Here is an 18,702-nt window from a genome sequence, read left to right as displayed (position 1 = left end):
CATACGGCGATTGAAACAGGAAGCACGGTCGCCGGGTGGGCTTTCACAGGGAACATGGAGGAGGGCCTGGCGTTTCCAACGGAAAGCGGCCCGCAACAACCATTCGGGATTTCGATATGACGTCCAAGCTTGAACAACTTCGCGCGATGACAACAGTCGTGGCTGACACCGGCGATATCGAAGCCGTGCGCCGCCTGAAGCCGGTCGATTGCACCACCAACCCTACGATCGTGCTCAAGGCACTCGGCACGCCGATGTTTGCCGACACGGTGGCGGAAGCCGTCCGCTGGGGCCAGTCGCAGGGCGGCAACCGCGAGGGCGTCGTCTCGGCCGTCGCCGACCGCCTCGCCATCTCCGTCGGTGCAGCGCTCTCCGAACTCGTGCCCGGCCGCGTCTCGACGGAAGTCGATGCGGACCTGTCCTTCGACACCGAAGCCTCCATCGCCAAGGGTCGCGAGATCATCAAGGCCTATGAAGCTCGCGGCATCAGCCGTGACCGCATCCTCATAAAGCTCGCCTCGACCTGGGAAGGCATCCGCGCCGCGGAAGTCCTCCAGAAGGACGGCATCGACTGCAACCTGACGCTGCTCTTCAACAAGGCCCAGGCGATTGCCTGCGCCGATGCCGGCGCCTTCCTCATCTCGCCCTTCGTCGGCCGCATCCTCGACTGGCACGTCAAGGCATCGGGCAAGACCTTCACGGCGGAAGAGGATCCGGGCGTGCTGTCGGTCCGCGCGATCTACGATTATTACAAGTCCAACGGCATCAACACGATCGTCATGGGCGCCTCCTTCCGCAACACCGGCGAAATCGAAGCGCTGGCCGGCTGCGACCGCCTGACGATCAGCCCCGCTTTGCTGGAAGAGCTCGACGCCGCCACCGGCACGCTGGAGCGCAAGCTCTCGCCGGAAAAAGCCGCCAAGGTCTCACCGATCAAGATCGACGAAAAGACCTTCCGCTGGATGCTCAACGAAGACGCCATGGCCACCGAAAAGCTTTCCGAAGGCATCCGCGCCTTCGCCAAGGACCTCGGAAGCCTGCGCGCCATGATCGACAAGGAACTGAAGGCCGCCGCCTGAGGTTTGCCGACAGTCCTGGAAATACGAAGGCCGCCCTCGAGGCGGCCTTTCTTTTTGCCCGCTTAACCATGCAAGGCCAAACCCTGCGGAGGGTCTCGCGAAGCGAGACTTGCACGCCTAGATTACACCGCAACGAAGTGGTGAAGGATTCCGGCATGCGGCATTTTCTGGCAGCAATGATTTTGTTTTGTACGGCAAGCCTCGCAACGCCAGCCGCCGCCGAAGACACATTCCATGGCGAATGGCAGCAGATCGCCTCGAATGCCGGAGAATGCCCAAGCTGCCGCATTACTATCCGCCAGACCGGCGCATCCCTGCAGATCATCGCGAATAACGACTGGACCGCCATCGCCGAAACCGGAGGAGAAAAAACTGCCGGTGGTGCGGGCTTCTGGAAGCGGGGAACGCGAAAGACCTATTCCGGCAAGAGCTTCGACATCAAGCTTCGCCGCAATGATGCGGACGAACTGATCATGCTGATGCGCATCGAACCGATCCGCGGCGAGAGCCGCACCATCAAGGGCGTGTTCCAGCGCATCGAACAACTCAAAATTTGAGAAGAAGGGTTCGATCCCTGGAAACCAATGCACGCTCTTTCTGCTAAGAACTCTTGGATATCGCGCGGGGAGTAGCATGCGGTGCCGCAATGCCCGGAAATCGAGATGCCCGGGAGCTTCAAAAAAGGACCCGGCTCCTTGCGAAACCGAGTCCCTTTGCTTCCGCCCCCGGATGGCTACCTTCTGCGGCTATAGTGTGCTCGCGCAGAGCACTCCACGATCTTGCGGAACCGCTCGGATGTGATCGCGCTAATTGAATATGTGTCGATCAGATAGCGCGCGAATGACGACCGCGCTTCCTCGGTCTGGTCGAACCAGTCTTGCGCGACGATGTTGTCGTATACGGCTTTGACAGCTGTCAGTTCTTCAGGCTGAAAGGAATTGGAGTGCATGAAAGCCTCCTTCACCACCGGCAAAACACAGCGCTATTTGTGGATTTGATGGAGCGCATAGAATGCTGCCGATCCCTGTATAATAGGCTTGGATGGAGCCGGCGCTATTAACTAAGACGTATGGTGGCGCCAATACGCGTTGACGCGCACTTGCCCGCGTATTCATCGCCCACCTGATAGCCGCACGGCATCGTCTAAACGAAGATCCGAAAAGAGCCGGTCAACTTCAACAACAATCGCGGGAGGGCGGCGACTGGGTCAATTTTTACACCGGTGCCAACGGCCACCATTCAGTCGAAATCATTGAAATAGCAGAGGAAAAGTGCGATCCACGGCGACCGATGGAGATTTACGATCCTGGGTGCCTACAAACGTAGGTGGGCGCCATATGTCCAAGCCCACGGGCCTGGCCAGGGACAGCTCCCTTTGGATCGAGTATGGCCCCAGGGATTGTGGTTCCTGTCGGGAAGCGCAGACCGCAACTTACATATAGGATGAAAGCAGGTCTTTCGCCAGTGGCAATCGTCAGCTTCAGTTGGCGGGTGGCTTGCCGTTGAGTTTCGCGGCCATGCCCTGGATCTGGCTGGTCAGCTCGCCGAGCGCCTGGGCGATCGCCTCCTCGCTGCGCGAAACCTCGCCCATCACGCCTTCGCGGCCCTTGCGCAGGTCTTCGGCTTCCTTTTCGAGCTTGCCGAGCCGACGCTTCACGTCGTTCAGTTCGTCCATGACCATGATGCCGGCCATGACGGTCAGGCGCAGGTCGCCGATCTCGCCGAACTGGCTTTTCAGGTGCCCGACATATTGATCGAAGCCGGCGGCAAGCTCTTCAAGATGCGCCTCCTGGCCTTCCTCGCACGCCATGCGATAGGCCTTGCCGTCGATCTGTACCGTTACCTGTGCCATGCGGATTCTTTCTGATGATTAGCGGTCGAGCACGGCCCGGATCGTTTCCATGGCCGTGACGAGACGGCGGGAGACCTCGCGGTTGACCTCCTCCAGCCTGTTGGCGCGGAATTCGGATTGGTCGAGCTCCTGGGCGAGCCGCGAGCGGTCGGTGTTGATACGCCGCACTTCGCCCTCCACGTCGCCGCGATCACGCTCGCGCTCGAAGCGCATGTCGAGCGCATTGTCCAGACTGCTGAGCGCCTTGCGAAGCTCCTCGATTGCCGTCCGAACTGTTTCCCCGTTGGTCATAAAGCCTTCACCGGCACTCTCAAAAAACGCGAATCGCCGCCGCCAGCGCCGGTTCTCTCGCTTTGACAGTATTCAACTGCGGGCATAAGCGTCAACAGCACGACCGGCAACGCTCGAAACCCGCTGTGGATCAGCCGTTCGGCGGGTTGCAAAGAATGGCTGCGACAGCTTTTTGCAAAGGCCGAAAAAGGTGGCGGAAACGGCCCTCAAATGCCGGAAAAACCGCCGAATTCGTTGACTCCGACGGTGCACCTGCTATGTGTCACCCGCTTCCTAACCGATGCTCAGAAAGGTGTCGGGCCCAACACTCCGAAGAAGACGGAACAGTCATGATCTCTCGCGAAAAACACGACCGGATGGCGAACGCAATTCGCTTCCTTTCCATGGATGCCGTGGAAAAGGCGAACTCGGGTCACCCCGGCCTGCCCATGGGCGCAGCAGATATCGCAACGGTTCTTTTCACCCGCTTCCTGTCCTTCGATCCGAAGACCCCGTCCTGGCCGAACCGTGACCGGTTCGTGCTGTCGGCCGGTCACGGCTCGATGCTGCTCTACTCGCTGCTCTATCTGACGGGCTACGAGGACATCACGATCGACGAGATCAAGAATTTCCGCCAGCTTGGCGCTAGGACGGCCGGCCACCCGGAATACGGCCACGCCGCCGGCATCGAGACGACCACCGGTCCGCTCGGCCAGGGCATTGCCAATGCCGTCGGCATGGCGCTTGCCGAGCGCAAGCTGCGCGACGAGTTCGGTTCCGACCTCATGGAGCATTACACCTACGCGCTTGTCGGTGACGGCTGCCTCATGGAAGGCATCAGCCAGGAAGCCATCTCGCTTGCCGGCCACCTGAAGCTCAACAAGCTGATCGTCTTCTGGGACGACAACAACATCTCGATCGACGGCCCGATCTCGATTGCCGACTCGACCGACCAGCATGCCCGCTTCCGCGCCAGCCAGTGGCACACGATCGCCATCGACGGCCATGATCCGGACGCGATCGCCGCTGCCATCGAGGAAGCCCAGAAGTCCGACAAGCCGACCATGATCGCCTGCAAAACGACGATCGGTTTCGGCGCCCCGAACAAGGCCGGCACGCACAAGGTGCATGGTTCGCCGCTCGGCGCGGAAGAAATCGCCGCCACCCGCAAGGCGCTGAACTGGGAATCGGAAGCCTTCGTCGTGCCCTCCGACGTGCTCGACGCCTGGCGCCTGGCCGGCCTTCGCTCCGCCAAGGCTCACAAGGAATGGGACGCCCGCCTTGAGAAGACGGATGCCGAGAAGAAGGCTCAGTTCGTCCGCCGCTTTGCCGGCGATCTCGAAAGCAGCCTCGACTCGGCCATCTCGGCCTACAAGAAGAAGCTCGCCGAAACCAAGCCGAACCCGGCCACCCGCAAGGCCTCGGAAGATGCCCTTGAGGTCATCAACGGCGTTCTCCTGGAAACGCTCGGCGGCTCGGCCGACTTGACCGGCTCGAACAACACCAAGACGAGCCAGACCAAGTCGATCACCCCGACCGACTTCTCCGGCCGCTACGTCCACTACGGCGTGCGCGAGCACGGCATGGCAGCCGCCATGAACGGCATCGCACTGCATGGCGGCCTGATCCCCTATTCCGGTGGCTTCCTGATCTTCTCGGACTATTGCCGTCCGTCGATCCGCCTTGCCGCGCTGATGGGCATCCGCGTCATCCACGTCCTGACGCACGATTCCATCGGTCTCGGCGAAGACGGCCCGACGCACCAGCCCGTCGAGCACATGGCAGCACTCCGCGCCATTCCGAACCTGCTTGTCTTCCGCCCGGCCGACGCCACGGAAACGGCAGAAGTCTGGCAGCTGGCGCTCGAAAGCCACAACCGCCCGTCCGCCATCGCGCTGACCCGCCAGAACCTAATGCCGGTTCGCCTGGAATATGAGGAAGAGAACCTTTGCGCCCGCGGTGCTTATGACCTCGTATCGGCCAGCGATGCGCAAGTGACGATCTTCGCTTCCGGCTCGGAAATCGAAATTGCCGTGAAGGCCCAGCAGGCCCTGTCGGCCAAGGGCATCTCGACCCGCGTCGTCTCCGTGCCCTGCGTCGAGCTCTTCGCCGAGCAACCGGAAGCCTACCAGAAGGCGGTCATCGGCAATTCGCCGGTCAAGATCGCCGTCGAAGCCGGCATCCGCCAGGGCTGGGATCACTTCATCGGCTCGGACGGCATCTTCATCGGCATGTCCTCCTTCGGCGCCTCGGGTCCCTACAAGGAACTCTACAAGCACTTCGGCATCACGCCGGAAGCTGTCGTCGCCGCGGCGGAAGCCAAGCTCGCCTGATTGCCTGTCGGGCGCGGCCTCCCGCCGCGCCCTGACGTCGCCAAGAGATTATCCATAGGGAGAGACCCCACATGACTGTGAAAGTTGCCATCAACGGTTTTGGCCGCATCGGCCGTAACGTGCTCCGCGCCATCGTCGAATCCGGCCGCACCGACATCGAAGTCGTCGCCGTCAACGACCTCGGCCCGGTCGAGACCAACGCGCACCTCGTTCGCTACGATTCCGTCCACGGCAAATTCCCGGGCACCGTCACCGTTTCCGGCGACACCATCGACGTCGGCCGCGGCCCGATCCGCGTCACTGCGATCCGCGACCCGAAGGAACTGCCCTGGGGCGACGTCGACATCGCGCTGGAATGCACCGGCCTGTTCACGACGAAGGAAAAGGCCGGCGCGCATCTCGCCAACGGCTCCAAGCGCGTCATCGTCTCCGCACCGTGCGACAATGCCGACAAGACGATCGTCTACGGCGTCAACCACAACACGCTGACCAAGGACGACCGAGTCATCTCGAACGCATCCTGCACGACGAACTGCCTGGCACCCGTTGCCTACATTCTCGACAAGGCCTTCGGCATCGAGAAGGGCTACATGACGACGATCCACTCCTACACGGGTGATCAGCCGACCCTCGACACGATGCACAAGGACCTCTACCGCGCCCGCGCGGCAGCGCTCTCCATGATCCCGACCTCGACGGGTGCTGCCAAGGCCGTCGGCCTCGTGCTGCCGCAGCTCAAGGGCAAGCTCGACGGTTCGGCCATCCGCGTGCCGACCCCGAACGTCTCGGTCGTCGACCTGAAGTTCGTACCGTCGCGCAACGTCACGGCTGAAGAAGTCAACGCTGCCATCAAGGAAGCCGCCGAAGGCGAACTGAAGGGCATCCTCGACTACGTCACCGGCCCGCTGGTTTCGATCGACTTCAACCACGACAGCAACTCGTCGAACTTCGCTGCCGACCAGACCAAGGTTCTCGACGGCAACCTCGTTCGCATCCTGTCCTGGTACGACAACGAATGGGGCTTCTCGAACCGCATGTCCGACACGGCCGTTGCCTTCGGCAAGCTGATCTAAGCAGAAACACGAAACACCCGGACAGCGATGTCCGGGTGTTTTTTCTTGACCAGACGACACTTTCAGGAGCCGTGCCATGACCTTCAAGACCCTCGACAATCTCACCGACATCGCCGGCAAGCGCGTGCTCGTCCGCGTCGATCTCAACGTGCCCGTCAAGGACGGCAAGGTCACCGATGCGACCCGCATCGAGCGCGTCGCCCCGACCATTCAGGAACTGTCGAAGAAGGGCGCCAAGGTTATCCTGCTCGCCCATTTCGGCCGCCCGAAGGGTGAAGTCGTCGCCGACATGTCGCTGGAGCAGATTCTGCCGACGGTCAACGACGTGCTCGGCACCACCGTAAACTTCGCCTCCGACTGCATCGGCGAGACGGCAGCCTCCGCTATCGCAGCCCTCGACAATGGCGGTATCCTGCTTCTCGAAAACACCCGCTTCCACAAAGGCGAAGAGAAGAACAACCCTGATTTCACCGCAGCGCTTGCCGCCAATGGCGACATCTATGTCAACGACGCCTTCTCGGCCGCGCACCGCGCGCATGCCTCGACCGAGGGCCTTGCCCATCTCCTGCCTGCCTATGCCGGCCGCACCATGCAGGCGGAACTCGAAGCGCTTGAAAAAGGCCTCGGCAATCCGAACCGCCCGGTCGTCGCCATCGTCGGCGGAGCCAAGGTCTCCACCAAGATCGACCTCCTCATGAACCTCGTGAAGAAGGTCGACGCGCTTGTCATCGGCGGCGGCATGGCAAACACCTTCCTCGCCGCCCGCGGCACCAACGTCCGCAAGTCGCTTTGCGAGCATGATCTCGCCGAAACCGCCAAGCAGATCATGATCGAGGCCGCCACCGCGACCTGCGCCATCGTTCTGCCGGAAGACGGCGTCGTCGCCCGCGAGTTCAAGGCCAATGCCGAAAACGAAGTGGTCGATGTCAACGCCATTCCGGCCGACGCCATGATGCTCGACGTCGGCCCGAAGACCATCGAGGCGGTCAATACCTGGATTTCGCGTGCTTCGACGCTCGTCTGGAACGGCCCGCTCGGCGCCTTCGAAATCGCCCCCTTCGACACCGCGACGGTCGCGGCCGCCAAGCATGCAGCCTCGCAGACCAAGGCCGGCAAGCTCGTCTCCGTCGCCGGTGGCGGCGATACGGTCGCCGCCCTCAACCATGCCGGCGTCGCCGAGGATTTCACCTATGTCTCGACCGCCGGCGGCGCATTCCTGGAATGGATGGAAGGCAAGCCGCTGCCGGGCGTCGATATCCTGCACCAGCAGAAATAACGACGGGGTCTTGCGCTTGGCGTGGGATCGCCTACATTCTGTGTAACGTCAACGAACAGAAAGGAAGGTGATCCAATGTCTAATGAGATTTCGGTCTTGGCTTCGGGCATGGGAATTGTGGTGAACGAAACGAGGCAGCCCTCGTTCTGATCCCGCCTTCCTTCGGGTCCTAAGACCCGGGTCCGCACCGGACCAAACCTCATGGGGGCCACCTTCGGGTGGCCCTTTTGCGTTTCTGGACATGTCCGGCGTCTACGGCCGGATGAGCACCGTCAGCATCATCAGCACAATCGCGCCGACCGCGATCTTCCAGAAATCCGCACGCCGCCGCAGCCCCGGCAGACCGATGGGGCGGATGATATGCAGCAGCATGGCGGCAAGCAGCAAAGCGGGGAGGATTTTCGACATGACGGCCTTTCCTGGCCCTTCCTGTCACACCCGGGACATTTTTCCAAGCGATCAGCGCAGGGGTTGAAAATCCTGCACCATGTCGCCTTTGCATCTGGCAATCGGCGCGCGGCGCGTTATTCCTATTGCATCGGCGAACCTGCGGAAATCACATGCGCAATAACCTCATATCCGTCTTCGCGCTGCTCATGGGCACGCTGTTCCTGTTCCTCGGGAATGGCCTGCATGGCCTGCTGCTTCCCATGCGCGGCGCCTTCGAAGGCTATGAGACGACGATGCTCGGCCTGCTCGGCACCTCCTGGGCTTCCGGCTTCGTGCTCGGCTGCCTCCTGGCGCCCACCATCGTCAAGCGCATCGGCCATGTGCGCGCCTTCTCGGGCTTCGCCTCGCTCATCGCCATCATCGCGCTTCTGACCGGCATCCTCGTCGATCCGTTCTGGTGGATCGCATTGCGCGCCATTACGGGCTTCTCGATCGCCGGCACCTCGATGATCATCGAAAGCTGGCTGAACGAGCGCGCCACCAACGAGAGCCGCGGCCTGATCTTCTCGCTCTACATCGCCATCACGCTGATCGGCACGGTCGGCGGCCAGATGACGGTGGCGCTCGGCGACGTGACGACGCCAATCCTCTTCATGTTCGCCGGCATCCTCTATTGCTTCGCCATGCTGCCGACGACACTCTCCACCGCCGCCTCGCCGCAGCCGCTGAAGCAGGTGCGGCTCGATATCCCCGCCCTCTTCCGCACCTCGCCGATTGCCTGCGTCGGCATCGTACTGATCGGCCTTGCCAACGGCGCCTTCGGCACGCTCGGCGCCGTCTTTGGCGCCCAGGTCGGGCTTCCCTCCGGCATGATCGCCACCATGATGAGCGTGGCGATCTTCGCCGGCGCCGTCATGCAGCTACCGGCCGGCCGCATGTCCGACCGTATCGACCGGCGCATCGTGCTGGCCACGCTTTCGGCCATCGCCGCCGCCGCCGGTCTTGCCCTCTTCGTCTTCCAGCCGGCCAATGTCACCGTGCTGCTCGTGCTGACCGCCCTTTACGGTGCCATGGCGAACGCGCTCTATCCCATCGCCGTTTCCCACGCCAACGACTTCGCCAGCCCCGAGGACTTCGTCAAGGTTTCCGGCGGCCTGCTGCTGCTGTACGGCATCGGCACGATCATCGGCCCGACGGTCGGCGGCCCGGTCATGTCGGCGATCGGTCCCTATGCGCTGTTCTTCGTCACCTGCTGCGCGCATATCCTGATCACCGCCTACGCCATCTTCCGCAGTCAGCGCCGCAAGGCAAAGCCCGCCGAGATGCGTGACGCCTATACGACCATCAACCCCGGCACGCTGACGACGCCGGAAAGCCTTCAGCTTTCGCCGCGCGCCCTGCCCCAGACCCAGGCAGCCGCCGACGAGCAACAAGAGGGTGAGACCGCATGAGCCTCTTCGACGACGACCGCCCGGTGAAGAAGACCGCGCATGAGATCGGCAGCGATCTCTCGCTCTTGTCCGTCGACGAGCTTTCCGCGCGAATCGACCTTCTGAAAGAAGAAATCGCCCGTCTCGAATCAGAGAAGGCGAAAAAGGGCGCCAGCCGCTCGGCGGCCGAAAGCCTGTTCCGCTAGACACGAGCCTTGCCGCAGCCATGCCGAAAAAGCACAGGAAGCGGCAAAACAACAATAGAGTTAACCGGCCATTAAGCCTTACACGTTATTACTAGCACATCCGGTTCTTCCGGGTTCAGACATTTTCTCCCTTCGGGGTATCGGTCTGATTTTTCTCCCTGTTTTACCTTGAGAGCCGCTTTCCGCGGCTCTTTTTTTATTTGCGCGACCACGCGCCTGTGCACTGTCCCGAAAGAATTGTGGAGATTAACCCTTTCTTAAGAATGCCCTTGCGCGAATTAGGTTATGGGATCATCCTCAAGACATCAAAAAGGCGGCTCGGAACCGAATGAGCCAACCTTCCGTTACCTGCAAGTCGTGCGTTCAACAGGGATGAAACCATGTCCGAAAGAGGATTGAATACCGTCAGCTTTGCTGGCCACGTTGCGTCGTCGGCGCAATTCAAGTCCCTGTACGCGGAGGGCATGGGTCTCGTCGAGGAAACCGCAAGCTATCTCGACGGCGTCGGCCGCCAGGCCTCCAAGGTCCTGCCGCGCATGGCCTCGGTGCTTTATGCAGCAGAATCGATGCGCCTCACCACCCGCCTGATGCAGATGGCGTCATGGTTGCTGCTCCAGCGCGCTGTCAACAATGGCGAGATGAACCGCGACCAGGTGCTGTCGGAAAAGAACAAGGTCCGCCTCGATAGCTTCAACGTCGACAAGACCGCGCCGGGCTGGAACGATCTGCCGGAAGCCTTCCGCGACCTCATCGAGCGCTCGCTGCGCCTGCAGAACCGCATCGCCCTGCTCGACCGCGAAATCTACCGCCCGCAGGACGCCCAGACCTTCGCGCCGGACAATCAGAACAGCGTGCAGGCCCAGATCAACCTGTTGCAGACCGCTTTCGGCAACAACTGAGCGGCGCGCACGATACGACGACATCAACCCGGCCCCGGCCGGGTTTTTTTGTTATCTGCACCCAAGGGAAATCCGGGCAACAAAAAACCCGGCCGAAGCCGGGTTTTTCAAAACGCTCTGCGAAAGGCAGATTAGAGGCCGAGGCCTTCGAAGCGCTTCTTAAACTTGGAAACGCGGCCGCCACGGTCCAGCATCTGCTGGTTGCCGCCGGTCCAGGCCGGATGAGACTTGGGGTCGATTTCGAGGTTCATCGTTGCGCCTTCCGAACCCCAGGTCGAGCGGGTTTCGTACTCGGTGCCGTCGGTCATGACGACCTTGATGACGTGGTAGTCGGGATGGATATCAGCCTTCATGACACTCTTCCTGCTTGTTCCGGGGGCCATTTGTCGCAACGCATTGCGGCAGCGGGGCCAAAGACGTAAATGAAGCCGCGGCCGGTCGGACCTGCGGCTTCCCAATTCGATGGCGAGCCTATACATGAAGGCCGTCTGGATAACAAGAGCCGAAAGACAATTCGTGCCGCAAGGCGCTGGAAACGGGGGTATGGTGTCCACAGAGACAGAGCACGCTGCGCAGGAAAAGCCCGCACGCAGGAACATTCGTCCACTCGGAAGGCTCACTCCCTATATCGTCCGCTATCGAGGCCTCGTCTGCGGCGCGCTTGTGGCACTCGTCATGGCCGCCGTAACGACACTGGTCCTGCCGGTCGCCGTGCGCCGTATGATCGATCACGGTTTTTCGGGTGCGGATGCCGGCTTCATCAACACCTATTTCACGATGCTCTTCGTACTGGCAGGCCTGCTCGCGCTGGCAAGCGCCATGCGCTACTATTTCGTCATCACGCTCGGCGAGCGCATCGTCGCGGATCTCCGGCGCGAGGTCTTCGCCCATGTAACGCGGCTGTCGCCCGCTTTCTTCGACGTCAACCAATCCGGCGAGATCGTCTCGCGACTGACGGCCGATACGACGCAGATCAAGTCCGCCGTCGGCGCAACCGCCTCCGTCGCCCTGCGCAATCTCATCCTGTGTCTCGGCGCCATCGCCATGATGGTCTATACCAGCCCCAAGCTGTCCAGCCTCGTCATCGGCGCCATCCCGATCATCGTCTTCCCGCTCGTCGCCTTCGGCCGCTCCGTGCGCCGCCGCTCGCGCGAAGCACAGGATACACTCGCAGCCGCCTCCGCCTATGCCGGCGAAGCGATCGGCGCGACGCGCACACTTCAGGCCTTCAATGCGGAAGAGGCCGCACGCGCCCGTTTCTTCGGCGCCGTCGAAAGCGCCTATGAGGCCGCCCGCTCCGCTATCCGCGCCCGCTCGCTGCTGACGGGCTTTGCCATCGCGATGATCTTCGGCTCGGTCGTCGCCGTGCTCTGGTTCGGCGCACAGGACGTGCTGTCGGGCACGATCTCGGCCGGCACGCTCGGCCAGTTCCTGCTCTACGCCGTCTTCGCCGCCGGCAGCCTGGGCGCACTCTCCGAAGTCTGGGGCGAACTTTCGCAGGCCGCCGGTGCCGCCGAGCGCCTCACCGAGCTGCTCGCCGAAAAGCCCGGCATCGCAGCCCCTGCCAATCCGGTCGCGTTGCCCGCACCGTCGCGCGGCGAACTCGCCTTCGAGGATGTGCATTTCTCCTATCCCGCCCGCCCCGGCTATCGCAGCATCAACGGCCTGTCCTTTGCCGTGAAGCAGGGCGAGACCGTCGCCGTCGTCGGCCCGTCGGGTGCCGGCAAGAGCACGATCCTGTCGCTGGTGGAGCGGTTCTACGATCCCGATTCCGGCACCGTGCTTCTCGACGGCGTGGACCTGCGCACCACGGATCCGGAAGAACTGCGACGCCGTATCGCGCTGGTGCCGCAGGATGTGACCATCTTCGCCGCGACGATCCGCGACAACATCGCCTTCGGCATGGAAAACGTGAGTGATGAGGCGATCCGCGCCGCCGCCCGCGCCGCACAGGCCGAAGAATTCATCACCCGCCTCGACAAGGGTTACGACACCATGGTCGGCGAGCGCGGCGTGACGCTGTCGGGCGGCCAGCGCCAGCGTATCGCCATTGCCCGTGCCATCCTCAAGGATGCGCCGCTGCTGCTGCTCGACGAAGCGACCTCCGCGCTTGATGCCGAAAGCGAGACGCTGGTACAGAAGGCGCTCGACAGTCAGATGGGCAAGCGCACGACGATCGTCATCGCCCACCGCCTCGCGACCGTGCTGAAGGCCGACCGCATCCTCGTCATGGAGGCGGGCCGGATCGTCGAAGAGGGTACGCACCAGTCGCTGATCCGGGAGGGCGGCCTCTATGCCCGCCTCGCCCGGTTGCAGTTCGATCATGGCGGCCAGGCTTTCCTCGGCGAAGATCGCGCGGCAGGCTGATCCGGCCTTCCCTTGTCACGGAGATCAAGCGCCCTATCCTGAAAGGTCGGACACAACGTCACCCTGGGAGGAGACCGCCGTGGCATTTTCGACGATCACCCGCCGGACCCTGATGGCGCTCGGCGCCACCGCACTCGCAGCGCTGACGCTGGGCACACCCGCCGCCGCCCAGCAGTTTCCGGACCGCACCATCACGCTCGTCGTGCCCTTCGCGGCCGGCGGCTCGACGGATGTGGTAGCCCGCATCATCGCGCAGAAGATGTCGGAGAATATCGGCCAGCAGATCATCGTCGAGAATGTCGGCGGCGCCGGCGGCAGCCTGGGCGCGGATCGCGTGGCGCGGGCGGAGCCGGACGGCTACACGATACTGATGGCGACCGTCGCCACCCACGCGCTGAACCCGCTGATCCTGAAGACCAAGCCCTATGACGCGGAAAAGGATTTCGCGCCCGTTTCGTTGCTCGTCATCGTGCCGAACGTGCTGGTGGTCAATCCCGAGCTGCCGGCCAAGACTGTCGAGGAACTGCTCGCTTTGCTGAAGGCCGATCCGGAGGGCTACAGCTATGCCTCCTCCGGCAATGGCACGCCGCTGCATCTCTCCGGCGAACTCTTCAAGTCGATGGCCGGCGTCGAGATGCAGCATGTGCCCTACAAGGGCTCCGGCCCGGCGCTGAACGACGTGATCGGCAACCAGATCCCCATCATGTTCGACAACCTGCCCTCCTCCTCCGGCCATATCAAGGCCGGCACGCTGCGCGCGCTCGCCGTCACCACGAAGGAACGCGCCGCCTCCTTCCCGGATGTTCCGACCATCGCCGAATCCGGCATTCCCGGCTACGAGACCTATACGTGGAATGCGCTCTTCGCGCCGGCCGGCACACCGAAGGAGGTCGTCGCCAAGCTCAACGAAGCCGCCAACACCGCCCTGAAAGACCCTGCCGTCATCGAGCGCATGAAGGAGTTCAGCGCCACCATCGTCGGCTCCACGCCGGAAGAACTCGGCAAACACGTGACGGCCGAACTCGCCAAATGGAAACCCGTCGTCGAAGGCGCGAAGATCCAGATGGACTGATGAGCGTCAGGCCGGGGCCTCAGGCGCCGGCCGCCCTGCCAGCGATGCGCCCGGAAAACAGGCAGTCGCCGAGGAACGTGCCCTCGAGCGCACGAAGACTATCTCTCGGTGAGCTTCAACTCGATTCGACGGTTGGTCGCCTTTGCCGCATCATCATTGCCCTCGGCAATCGGCTGGAATTCGCCGAAGCCTGCCGCGACGAGGCGGTTCGCCGGTACACCATTCGCGATAAGGAACTTGACGACCGACGTCGCGCGGGCGGAAGAAAGCTCCCAGTTGTCGCGGTAGCGGCCGGTGCCGGACAGCGGCACGTTGTCGGTATGGCCGTCGACGCGCAGCACCCAGTTGATCTCGGCGGGGATTTCCTTGGCGAGATCGAGCAGGGCTGTGGCGAGCTTCTTCATCTCCGCCTGCCCCGCCTCGTTCAGCTCATTGCCGCCGGAGGGGAACAGCACTTCCGACTGGAAGACGAAGCGGTCGCCGACGATGCGGATGTTTTCACGGTCAGAGAGAATTTCACGCAGCCGGCCGAAGAAGTCGGAACGGTAGCGGTTCAGCTCCTGCACGCGCTGCGCCAGCGCGACATTGAGGCGGCGGCCGAGATCGGCGATCTTCGTCTGCGAGGACTTGTCCTTGGCTTCGGAAGCCTGGAGCGCTTCCTCCACGGCAGCGATCTGGCTGCGCAGCGCGGCGATCTGCTGGTTGAGCAGCTCGATCTGGCTTGCGGCCCGTGCACTCACCTGCTTTTCCGAGTCCAGCTCGCCTTCCAGCGTCGTCACGCGGGCATTGGCCGCGTCTGAAGCGCCAGAACCGCTGTCCAGCAATTGCTGAAGGCGCGTGCGGTCGCTTTCGGACTGGGCGAGCGAGGCCTGGAGGTTGGCGAGCGCGTCTTCCAGATCCTGCTTGCCGCTCTTTTCGAGCGCCAGAAGCTGCGTCAGCTCGTTGATCTGGCTGGTCAAACGGTTCAGCACGTCGTCCTTGCCGGAGATTTCGCGGCTCAGGAAGAACTGCGCCAGCACGAAGACCGTGAGCAGGAACATGATGGCAAGCAGCAGCGTCGAGAGCGCATCGACGAAGCCCGGCCAGTAATCGACCGTGCGCTGGCTGCGCCGGTTGCGGGCGAGCGCCATCTCTATTCGCCCCCGGCCTTGTGGGCCTTCTCGGTCGTGCGTTCCGGCAGCTTTTCGACGGAGCGTTCATCGGACCGCGCGGCAAGCCGGTCGAGCGTGCGGCGCAACGCCTTCGCCTCCTCCTGCTGCGCTTCGATCCAGTCGCGCAGCATCTGCTGCTCGCTGCGCATGTTCTTCACGAGGCCCTGAATACCCTCGGCAAGGCTCGCCATGGCTGCCGTCGAGCGATGGCCACCGCCGCCCTCCTGCTGCGCGAGCTTCAGGATCTGCTCGGCGAGCGCCTGCACGTCCGAGGACGACGTCGCAAGTTCGGCAGATGGTTGAACCTCGGACCCGACATCGGTGACGGAGGAGAGCCAGTTTTCAAGCTCCGTGTAGAAGCGGTTCTGCGCGCGTCCGGCCTGCAGGTCGAGGAAGCCGAGAATGAGCGAAGAGGAAAGACCGAAAAGCGAGGTCGAGAAGGCGGTGCCCATGCCTTCCAGCGGGGCGGAAAGGCCTTGCTTCAGTGCCGTCAGAATGTCGTTCGCCGTCCCGCCGCCGGCATCCAGCGACTGGATGACCGCGCTGATCGAGCCGATCGTGCCGAGCAGGCCCCAGAAGGTGCCTAGCAGGCCGAGGAAGACGAGCAGGCCGATCAGGTAGCGGGACGTATCGCGCGATTCGTCGAGGCGCGTGGCGATGGAATCGAGGATCGAGCGCAGCGTGGCGGTCGACAGCGCCAGCGAATGGCGCCGGCCGATCAAGGCGCGCATCGGCGCCAGCAGCACGGGATCGCGCCCGACCTTTTCCGCGCTGCCGGCCGCGCGGAACGAATTGAACCAGCGCACTTCCGGCCGGATCGACAGCACATGGTTGAAGACCAGCAGGATGCCGATCAGGAGCACGCCGAGGATCAGGCCGTTGAGGCCGGGATTGGAGAGAAACGCCGTCTGTGCCTGGCGAAAGAGGATGGCGGCCACGAAGCCGACGATGATGAGGAAGATCACCATCGTCCAGAAGAACGTCATGGGGCTCGAGAGTTTGTGCGGGTAGTCGTCCCCGGTCTCGGACGACCCTCCCCAGCCCGATAGCGCCAGCTTAGCCATGTAGTCGCATCTCCGCTTTCTCGTCGGGGCGGAGACTAGAGGAAGATTGTGTGGAATTGAAGGGCTTAGCGGCAACAGCGGCGCTTTGATACGCCGCCGTCCTCAGCCCGCCTCAGCGTGTCGGCACCGGACGGTGCAGCACGTCGCGCAGCGCCTTGTGGATATATTCGTTGCCGGCAACCACCTCACCGGCATTGAACATGTCGTTGCCGCCATCGAAGTCGGTCGCATAGCCGCCCGCTTCGCGAATCAGGAGCATGCCGGCTGCCATGTCCCATTCCGCCAGGTCGCGCTCCCAGAAGCCGTCGAAACGGCCGGCGGCGACATAGGCGAGATCGAGCGCGGTGGAGCCGAGACGGCGCATGCCGGCGACTTCGCCCATCACATGGCGCAGCTCGACAAGGAACTTGCCGTGGTTGCCGTTGCCAAGATGCGGCACGCTGCAACCGATGACACAATCCGGCAGGGCCTTGCGGGCCGCCACGCGCAGGCGACGATCGTTGAGGAAGGCGCCACCGCCGCGCTCGGCGGTGAAGAGCTCGTCCGTCGCCGCATTGAGGACGACGGCGGCCACGATCTCGCCATTGCGCTCCAGCGCGATCGTGCTCGCAAAGGCCGGGATGCCGTGCAGGAAATTGGTCGTGCCGTCGAGCGCGTTGACGATCCAGCGATGCGCACCGTCGGTGCCGATGACCTCTTCGGCTTCGTCGCTGAGGAAGCCATAGGTCGGGCGAGCCTTCATCAGCTCTTCGCGGACGATCTTCTCGGCCTTGCGGTGAGCCTGCGCGACATATTCGGCCGGGCCCTTGAGCGAAACCTGGAGGTTCTGCACTTCGCCGAAATCACGCGAGAGCGACTTGCCGGCCTTGAAGGCGGCCTGAACCATAACGTTGAGAAGAGCTGAACGAGCCATGAAATGAATGTCCTTCGGGAATGTCCGGCGCATCGGGACGGCGAAAGCCGCGGCGCGCAAATGCACGGGGACCGGATGTGCGGGCTTCAAGACCACAAATCCCGCGAAGTTTCAAGCCTTCAGCCCCTGCATGGGCTGCAATGCAGGGTGTACGATCGTGCAACAGGGTAAATACGGGACGCGTTACGAGCCCGAGCGGTACTTGTTGGCCGCCGTGATCGCCGCCTTTTGCTGCTGATCCGTCAGGCCGAGATAGAAATCCTCGAGCGAGGGATCGTTCAGCCCGGCGCGCCGCGCCAGCACGAACCACTTGCCCGCCTCGACCGGATCGGGCCGCGTGCCGATGGCGTGGATATAGAGCTGCGCAAGCTTGCTCTGGGCAACGACATTGCCGCCATCGGCGGCGCGCTTCAGCCATTTGAAGCCGGTATCGTAGTCGCGGTCGCCCGCCGTGCCGTTCACCAGCCACATGCCGAGATCGAGCTGGGCCGTGTCGAAACCGGCGCGGGCAGCCCGCACGAGCCATTCACGGGCGCGTTTGGTCTTTTCTTCCGGCAGGTCCTTCAGGTTCACGTAGATCTGCGCCACGGCATATTGCGCATCCGCGATGCCCTGCTCGGCTGATTTTTCGTAATAGGGCAATGCGTCATGCAGCCCCTTGTCGCCGGGGCTGTCGGCCACCAGCACCTGCGCGTAGTTGAACTGCGCGGAAGCATTGCCGAGATCGGCCGATTTCTTCATCAGCTCGTCGGCCTTCTTGCGATCTTCCGGCGAGGCCGAGCGTTCCATCAGAAGGATCGCATATTTGAACATGCCGGTCGGGTCACCGCCATTGGCCGCCTGCTCATACCAGAATAGCGCCTGCTTGCGATCGCGCTTCACGCCGAGGCCGCGGTCTAGAATTTCGGCGACCAGGGTCTGCGCGGCGGGATCACCGAGCTGGGCGCGCGGCAGGGCAAGCTCCATCGCCGTCAGATAGCGGCCGCGCTGGAAGGCGCCATAGGCATCGTCCACCTTGCCGGCAAACGGCTTTTCGGCCGGCAGCGCCGGCAGGTCGGCGCCCATGCGATCGAGCACTGAGAGGCCGGTGGACGGGCCGTCAATTGGCTTCTTCTCTTCTTTCTTCACCTCGGGCTGCTCGTCGAGGGCGGCCGGCTTCACCTCTTCAGCGGGCTCCTTTTCGTCCGTCTTGGCATCACCGGCGGTGACGGAGGGCCCCTTCTTGGCCGTCTCGGCAAGGGACGGCGCGGCAACGAGAACGCCCGTGGCAAAAAATGCCACCGGCGCGATACGGCAAGCTTGTGAAAGAAGGGCCCTGATCATGAGC

19 protein-coding genes and 1 other RNA gene are annotated in these 18,702 nt (G+C 62.9%); 10 read left to right on the top strand and 10 right to left on the bottom strand.

The features are described 5' to 3' along the window. The first annotated feature begins 116 nt into the window (after window positions 1–116). Together tal and AC27VQ_RS07545 are read left to right on the top strand one after the other, a co-directional pair. The gene (gene tal, locus AC27VQ_RS07550; RefSeq protein ID WP_488715795.1) at window positions 117–1,079 is read left to right on the top strand and encodes a transaldolase; all 963 of its coding nucleotides are present in this window, start codon (window positions 117–119) and stop codon (window positions 1,077–1,079) included. 155 nt (window positions 1,080–1,234) lie between these two features. Next, the gene (locus AC27VQ_RS07545) at window positions 1,235–1,636 is read left to right on the top strand and encodes a DUF2147 domain-containing protein (RefSeq protein WP_488715794.1); all 402 of its coding nucleotides are present in this window, start codon (window positions 1,235–1,237) and stop codon (window positions 1,634–1,636) included. 176 nt (window positions 1,637–1,812) lie between these two features. Here AC27VQ_RS07545 and AC27VQ_RS07540 read toward each other — a convergent pair whose 3' ends face one another. From AC27VQ_RS07540 to AC27VQ_RS07525, 4 genes are all read right to left on the bottom strand, one after another. Then, window positions 1,813–2,028, bottom strand: coding sequence for a hypothetical protein (locus tag AC27VQ_RS07540; protein ID WP_313522010.1), 216 nt, complete (start codon window positions 2,026–2,028; stop codon window positions 1,813–1,815). A 322-nt stretch (window positions 2,029–2,350) separates the two neighbouring features. Beyond that, a non-coding RNA gene (gene ssrS, locus AC27VQ_RS07535) (6S RNA) lies at window positions 2,351–2,509 on the bottom strand. A gap of 50 nt (window positions 2,510–2,559) precedes the next feature. Beyond that, window positions 2,560–2,931: a cell division protein ZapA gene (locus AC27VQ_RS07530; protein WP_117370517.1), complete on the bottom strand. Its 372-nt coding sequence runs from the start codon at window positions 2,929–2,931 to the stop codon at window positions 2,560–2,562. 18 nt (window positions 2,932–2,949) lie between these two features. Continuing rightward, window positions 2,950–3,222 (bottom strand): DUF4164 domain-containing protein, encoded by a 273-nt coding sequence (locus AC27VQ_RS07525; protein ID WP_313522006.1) that lies wholly within the window; start codon window positions 3,220–3,222, stop codon window positions 2,950–2,952. Between the two features lie 329 nt (window positions 3,223–3,551). Here AC27VQ_RS07525 and tkt point away from each other — a divergent pair, with 329 nt between their 5' ends. From tkt to AC27VQ_RS07510, 3 genes are all read left to right on the top strand, one after another. Then, window positions 3,552–5,534 carry a transketolase gene (gene tkt / locus AC27VQ_RS07520; RefSeq protein ID WP_488715793.1) on the top strand — a complete coding sequence of 661 codons (1,983 nt, stop codon included), beginning with the start codon at window positions 3,552–3,554 and terminating at the stop codon, window positions 5,532–5,534. A gap of 71 nt (window positions 5,535–5,605) precedes the next feature. After that, entirely contained in the window at window positions 5,606–6,607 is a 1,002-nt protein-coding gene (gene gap / locus AC27VQ_RS07515) for a type I glyceraldehyde-3-phosphate dehydrogenase (RefSeq protein ID WP_244762401.1), read from the top strand. 76 nt (window positions 6,608–6,683) lie between these two features. Further along, the gene (locus AC27VQ_RS07510) at window positions 6,684–7,883 is read left to right on the top strand and encodes a phosphoglycerate kinase (RefSeq protein ID WP_488715792.1); all 1,200 of its coding nucleotides are present in this window, start codon (window positions 6,684–6,686) and stop codon (window positions 7,881–7,883) included. A gap of 252 nt (window positions 7,884–8,135) precedes the next feature. Here the strand turns inward: AC27VQ_RS07510 and AC27VQ_RS07505 are convergent, their stop codons facing one another. Next, complete coding sequence (locus AC27VQ_RS07505) at window positions 8,136–8,291, bottom strand: hypothetical protein (RefSeq protein WP_313521998.1); 156 nt, start codon at window positions 8,289–8,291, stop codon at window positions 8,136–8,138. A gap of 152 nt (window positions 8,292–8,443) precedes the next feature. Between AC27VQ_RS07505 and AC27VQ_RS07500 the strand changes: the two genes are divergently transcribed. The 3 genes from AC27VQ_RS07500 (at window position 8,444) to rcdA (ending at window position 10,808) form a co-directional block, all read left to right on the top strand. Next, complete coding sequence (locus AC27VQ_RS07500; RefSeq protein WP_313521996.1) at window positions 8,444–9,724, top strand: MFS transporter; 1,281 nt, start codon at window positions 8,444–8,446, stop codon at window positions 9,722–9,724. Next, complete coding sequence (locus AC27VQ_RS07495) at window positions 9,721–9,909, top strand: DUF1192 domain-containing protein (RefSeq protein WP_313521994.1); 189 nt, start codon at window positions 9,721–9,723, stop codon at window positions 9,907–9,909. The genes AC27VQ_RS07500 and AC27VQ_RS07495 overlap by 4 nt, the downstream gene beginning before the upstream one ends. Window positions 9,910–10,289: 380 nt before the next feature. Continuing rightward, on the top strand, window positions 10,290–10,808 hold the full coding sequence (gene rcdA, locus AC27VQ_RS07490; RefSeq protein ID WP_313521992.1) for a protease adaptor protein RcdA: 519 nt from the start codon (window positions 10,290–10,292) through the stop codon (window positions 10,806–10,808). Between the two features lie 131 nt (window positions 10,809–10,939). Here the strand turns inward: rcdA and rpmE are convergent, their stop codons facing one another. Next, window positions 10,940–11,161, bottom strand: a complete 222-nt coding sequence (rpmE, locus tag AC27VQ_RS07485) for a 50S ribosomal protein L31 (RefSeq protein ID WP_117370525.1) — start codon at window positions 11,159–11,161, stop codon at window positions 10,940–10,942. 190 nt (window positions 11,162–11,351) lie between these two features. On the opposite strand from rpmE, the gene AC27VQ_RS07480 reads away from it, so the two are divergent. Beyond that, on the top strand, window positions 11,352–13,175 hold the full coding sequence (locus AC27VQ_RS07480) for an ABC transporter transmembrane domain-containing protein (protein ID WP_488715791.1): 1,824 nt from the start codon (window positions 11,352–11,354) through the stop codon (window positions 13,173–13,175). 112 nt (window positions 13,176–13,287) lie between these two features. Beyond that, window positions 13,288–14,247, top strand: coding sequence for a Bug family tripartite tricarboxylate transporter substrate binding protein (locus AC27VQ_RS07475; RefSeq protein ID WP_488715874.1), 960 nt, complete (start codon window positions 13,288–13,290; stop codon window positions 14,245–14,247). A 98-nt stretch (window positions 14,248–14,345) separates the two neighbouring features. Here AC27VQ_RS07475 and AC27VQ_RS07470 read toward each other — a convergent pair whose 3' ends face one another. The 4 genes from AC27VQ_RS07470 to AC27VQ_RS07455 all read right to left on the bottom strand — a co-directional run bounded on the left by AC27VQ_RS07470 (window position 14,346) and on the right by AC27VQ_RS07455 (window position 18,698). Continuing rightward, window positions 14,346–15,377: a peptidoglycan -binding protein gene (locus AC27VQ_RS07470; protein WP_488715790.1), complete on the bottom strand. Its 1,032-nt coding sequence runs from the start codon at window positions 15,375–15,377 to the stop codon at window positions 14,346–14,348. Between the two features lie 2 nt (window positions 15,378–15,379). Then, window positions 15,380–16,462: a flagellar motor protein MotA gene (locus tag AC27VQ_RS07465; protein ID WP_488715789.1), complete on the bottom strand. Its 1,083-nt coding sequence runs from the start codon at window positions 16,460–16,462 to the stop codon at window positions 15,380–15,382. 112 nt (window positions 16,463–16,574) lie between these two features. Next, complete coding sequence (locus tag AC27VQ_RS07460; protein ID WP_488715788.1) at window positions 16,575–17,375, bottom strand: inositol monophosphatase family protein; 801 nt, start codon at window positions 17,373–17,375, stop codon at window positions 16,575–16,577. 183 nt (window positions 17,376–17,558) lie between these two features. Next, the gene (locus AC27VQ_RS07455) at window positions 17,559–18,698 is read right to left on the bottom strand and encodes a tetratricopeptide repeat protein (RefSeq protein ID WP_488715787.1); all 1,140 of its coding nucleotides are present in this window, start codon (window positions 18,696–18,698) and stop codon (window positions 17,559–17,561) included. Window positions 18,699–18,702: the final 4 nt, after the last annotated feature.

The sequence above is a fragment of the Shinella sp. 20P9.1.1 genome, from assembly GCF_057798995.1.
The sequence above is the reverse complement of the archived record's forward strand: the minus strand, read 5'-3'. Positions and strand labels throughout refer to the sequence as shown.

Excerpts from the sequence above, each read along its gene's own strand:
- AC27VQ_RS07530 (WP_117370517.1), bottom strand. The coding sequence starts at position 2,931 with ATGGCACAGGTAACGGTACAGATCGACGGCAAGGCCTATCGCATGGCG.
- AC27VQ_RS07495 (WP_313521994.1), top strand. The coding sequence starts at position 9,721 with ATGAGCCTCTTCGACGACGACCGCCCGGTGAAGAAGACCGCGCATGAG.
- gap (WP_244762401.1), top strand. The coding sequence starts at position 5,606 with ATGACTGTGAAAGTTGCCATCAACGGTTTTGGCCGCATCGGCCGTAAC.
- AC27VQ_RS07505 (WP_313521998.1), bottom strand. The coding sequence starts at position 8,291 with ATGTCGAAAATCCTCCCCGCTTTGCTGCTTGCCGCCATGCTGCTGCAT.
- rpmE (WP_117370525.1), bottom strand. The coding sequence starts at position 11,161 with ATGAAGGCTGATATCCATCCCGACTACCACGTCATCAAGGTCGTCATG.
- AC27VQ_RS07480 (WP_488715791.1), top strand. The coding sequence starts at position 11,352 with ATGGTGTCCACAGAGACAGAGCACGCTGCGCAGGAAAAGCCCGCACGC.
- AC27VQ_RS07510 (WP_488715792.1), top strand. The coding sequence starts at position 6,684 with ATGACCTTCAAGACCCTCGACAATCTCACCGACATCGCCGGCAAGCGC.
- tkt (WP_488715793.1), top strand. The coding sequence starts at position 3,552 with ATGATCTCTCGCGAAAAACACGACCGGATGGCGAACGCAATTCGCTTC.
- AC27VQ_RS07545 (WP_488715794.1), top strand. The coding sequence starts at position 1,235 with ATGCGGCATTTTCTGGCAGCAATGATTTTGTTTTGTACGGCAAGCCTC.
- AC27VQ_RS07525 (WP_313522006.1), bottom strand. The coding sequence starts at position 3,222 with ATGACCAACGGGGAAACAGTTCGGACGGCAATCGAGGAGCTTCGCAAG.
- AC27VQ_RS07465 (WP_488715789.1), bottom strand. The coding sequence starts at position 16,462 with ATGGCTAAGCTGGCGCTATCGGGCTGGGGAGGGTCGTCCGAGACCGGG.
- AC27VQ_RS07470 (WP_488715790.1), bottom strand. The coding sequence starts at position 15,377 with ATGGCGCTCGCCCGCAACCGGCGCAGCCAGCGCACGGTCGATTACTGG.
- tal (WP_488715795.1), top strand. The coding sequence starts at position 117 with ATGACGTCCAAGCTTGAACAACTTCGCGCGATGACAACAGTCGTGGCT.
- AC27VQ_RS07500 (WP_313521996.1), top strand. The coding sequence starts at position 8,444 with ATGCGCAATAACCTCATATCCGTCTTCGCGCTGCTCATGGGCACGCTG.
- AC27VQ_RS07460 (WP_488715788.1), bottom strand. The coding sequence starts at position 17,375 with ATGGCTCGTTCAGCTCTTCTCAACGTTATGGTTCAGGCCGCCTTCAAG.
- rcdA (WP_313521992.1), top strand. The coding sequence starts at position 10,290 with ATGTCCGAAAGAGGATTGAATACCGTCAGCTTTGCTGGCCACGTTGCG.
- AC27VQ_RS07540 (WP_313522010.1), bottom strand. The coding sequence starts at position 2,028 with ATGCACTCCAATTCCTTTCAGCCTGAAGAACTGACAGCTGTCAAAGCC.
- AC27VQ_RS07455 (WP_488715787.1), bottom strand. The coding sequence starts at position 18,698 with ATGATCAGGGCCCTTCTTTCACAAGCTTGCCGTATCGCGCCGGTGGCA.
- AC27VQ_RS07475 (WP_488715874.1), top strand. The coding sequence starts at position 13,288 with ATGGCGCTCGGCGCCACCGCACTCGCAGCGCTGACGCTGGGCACACCC.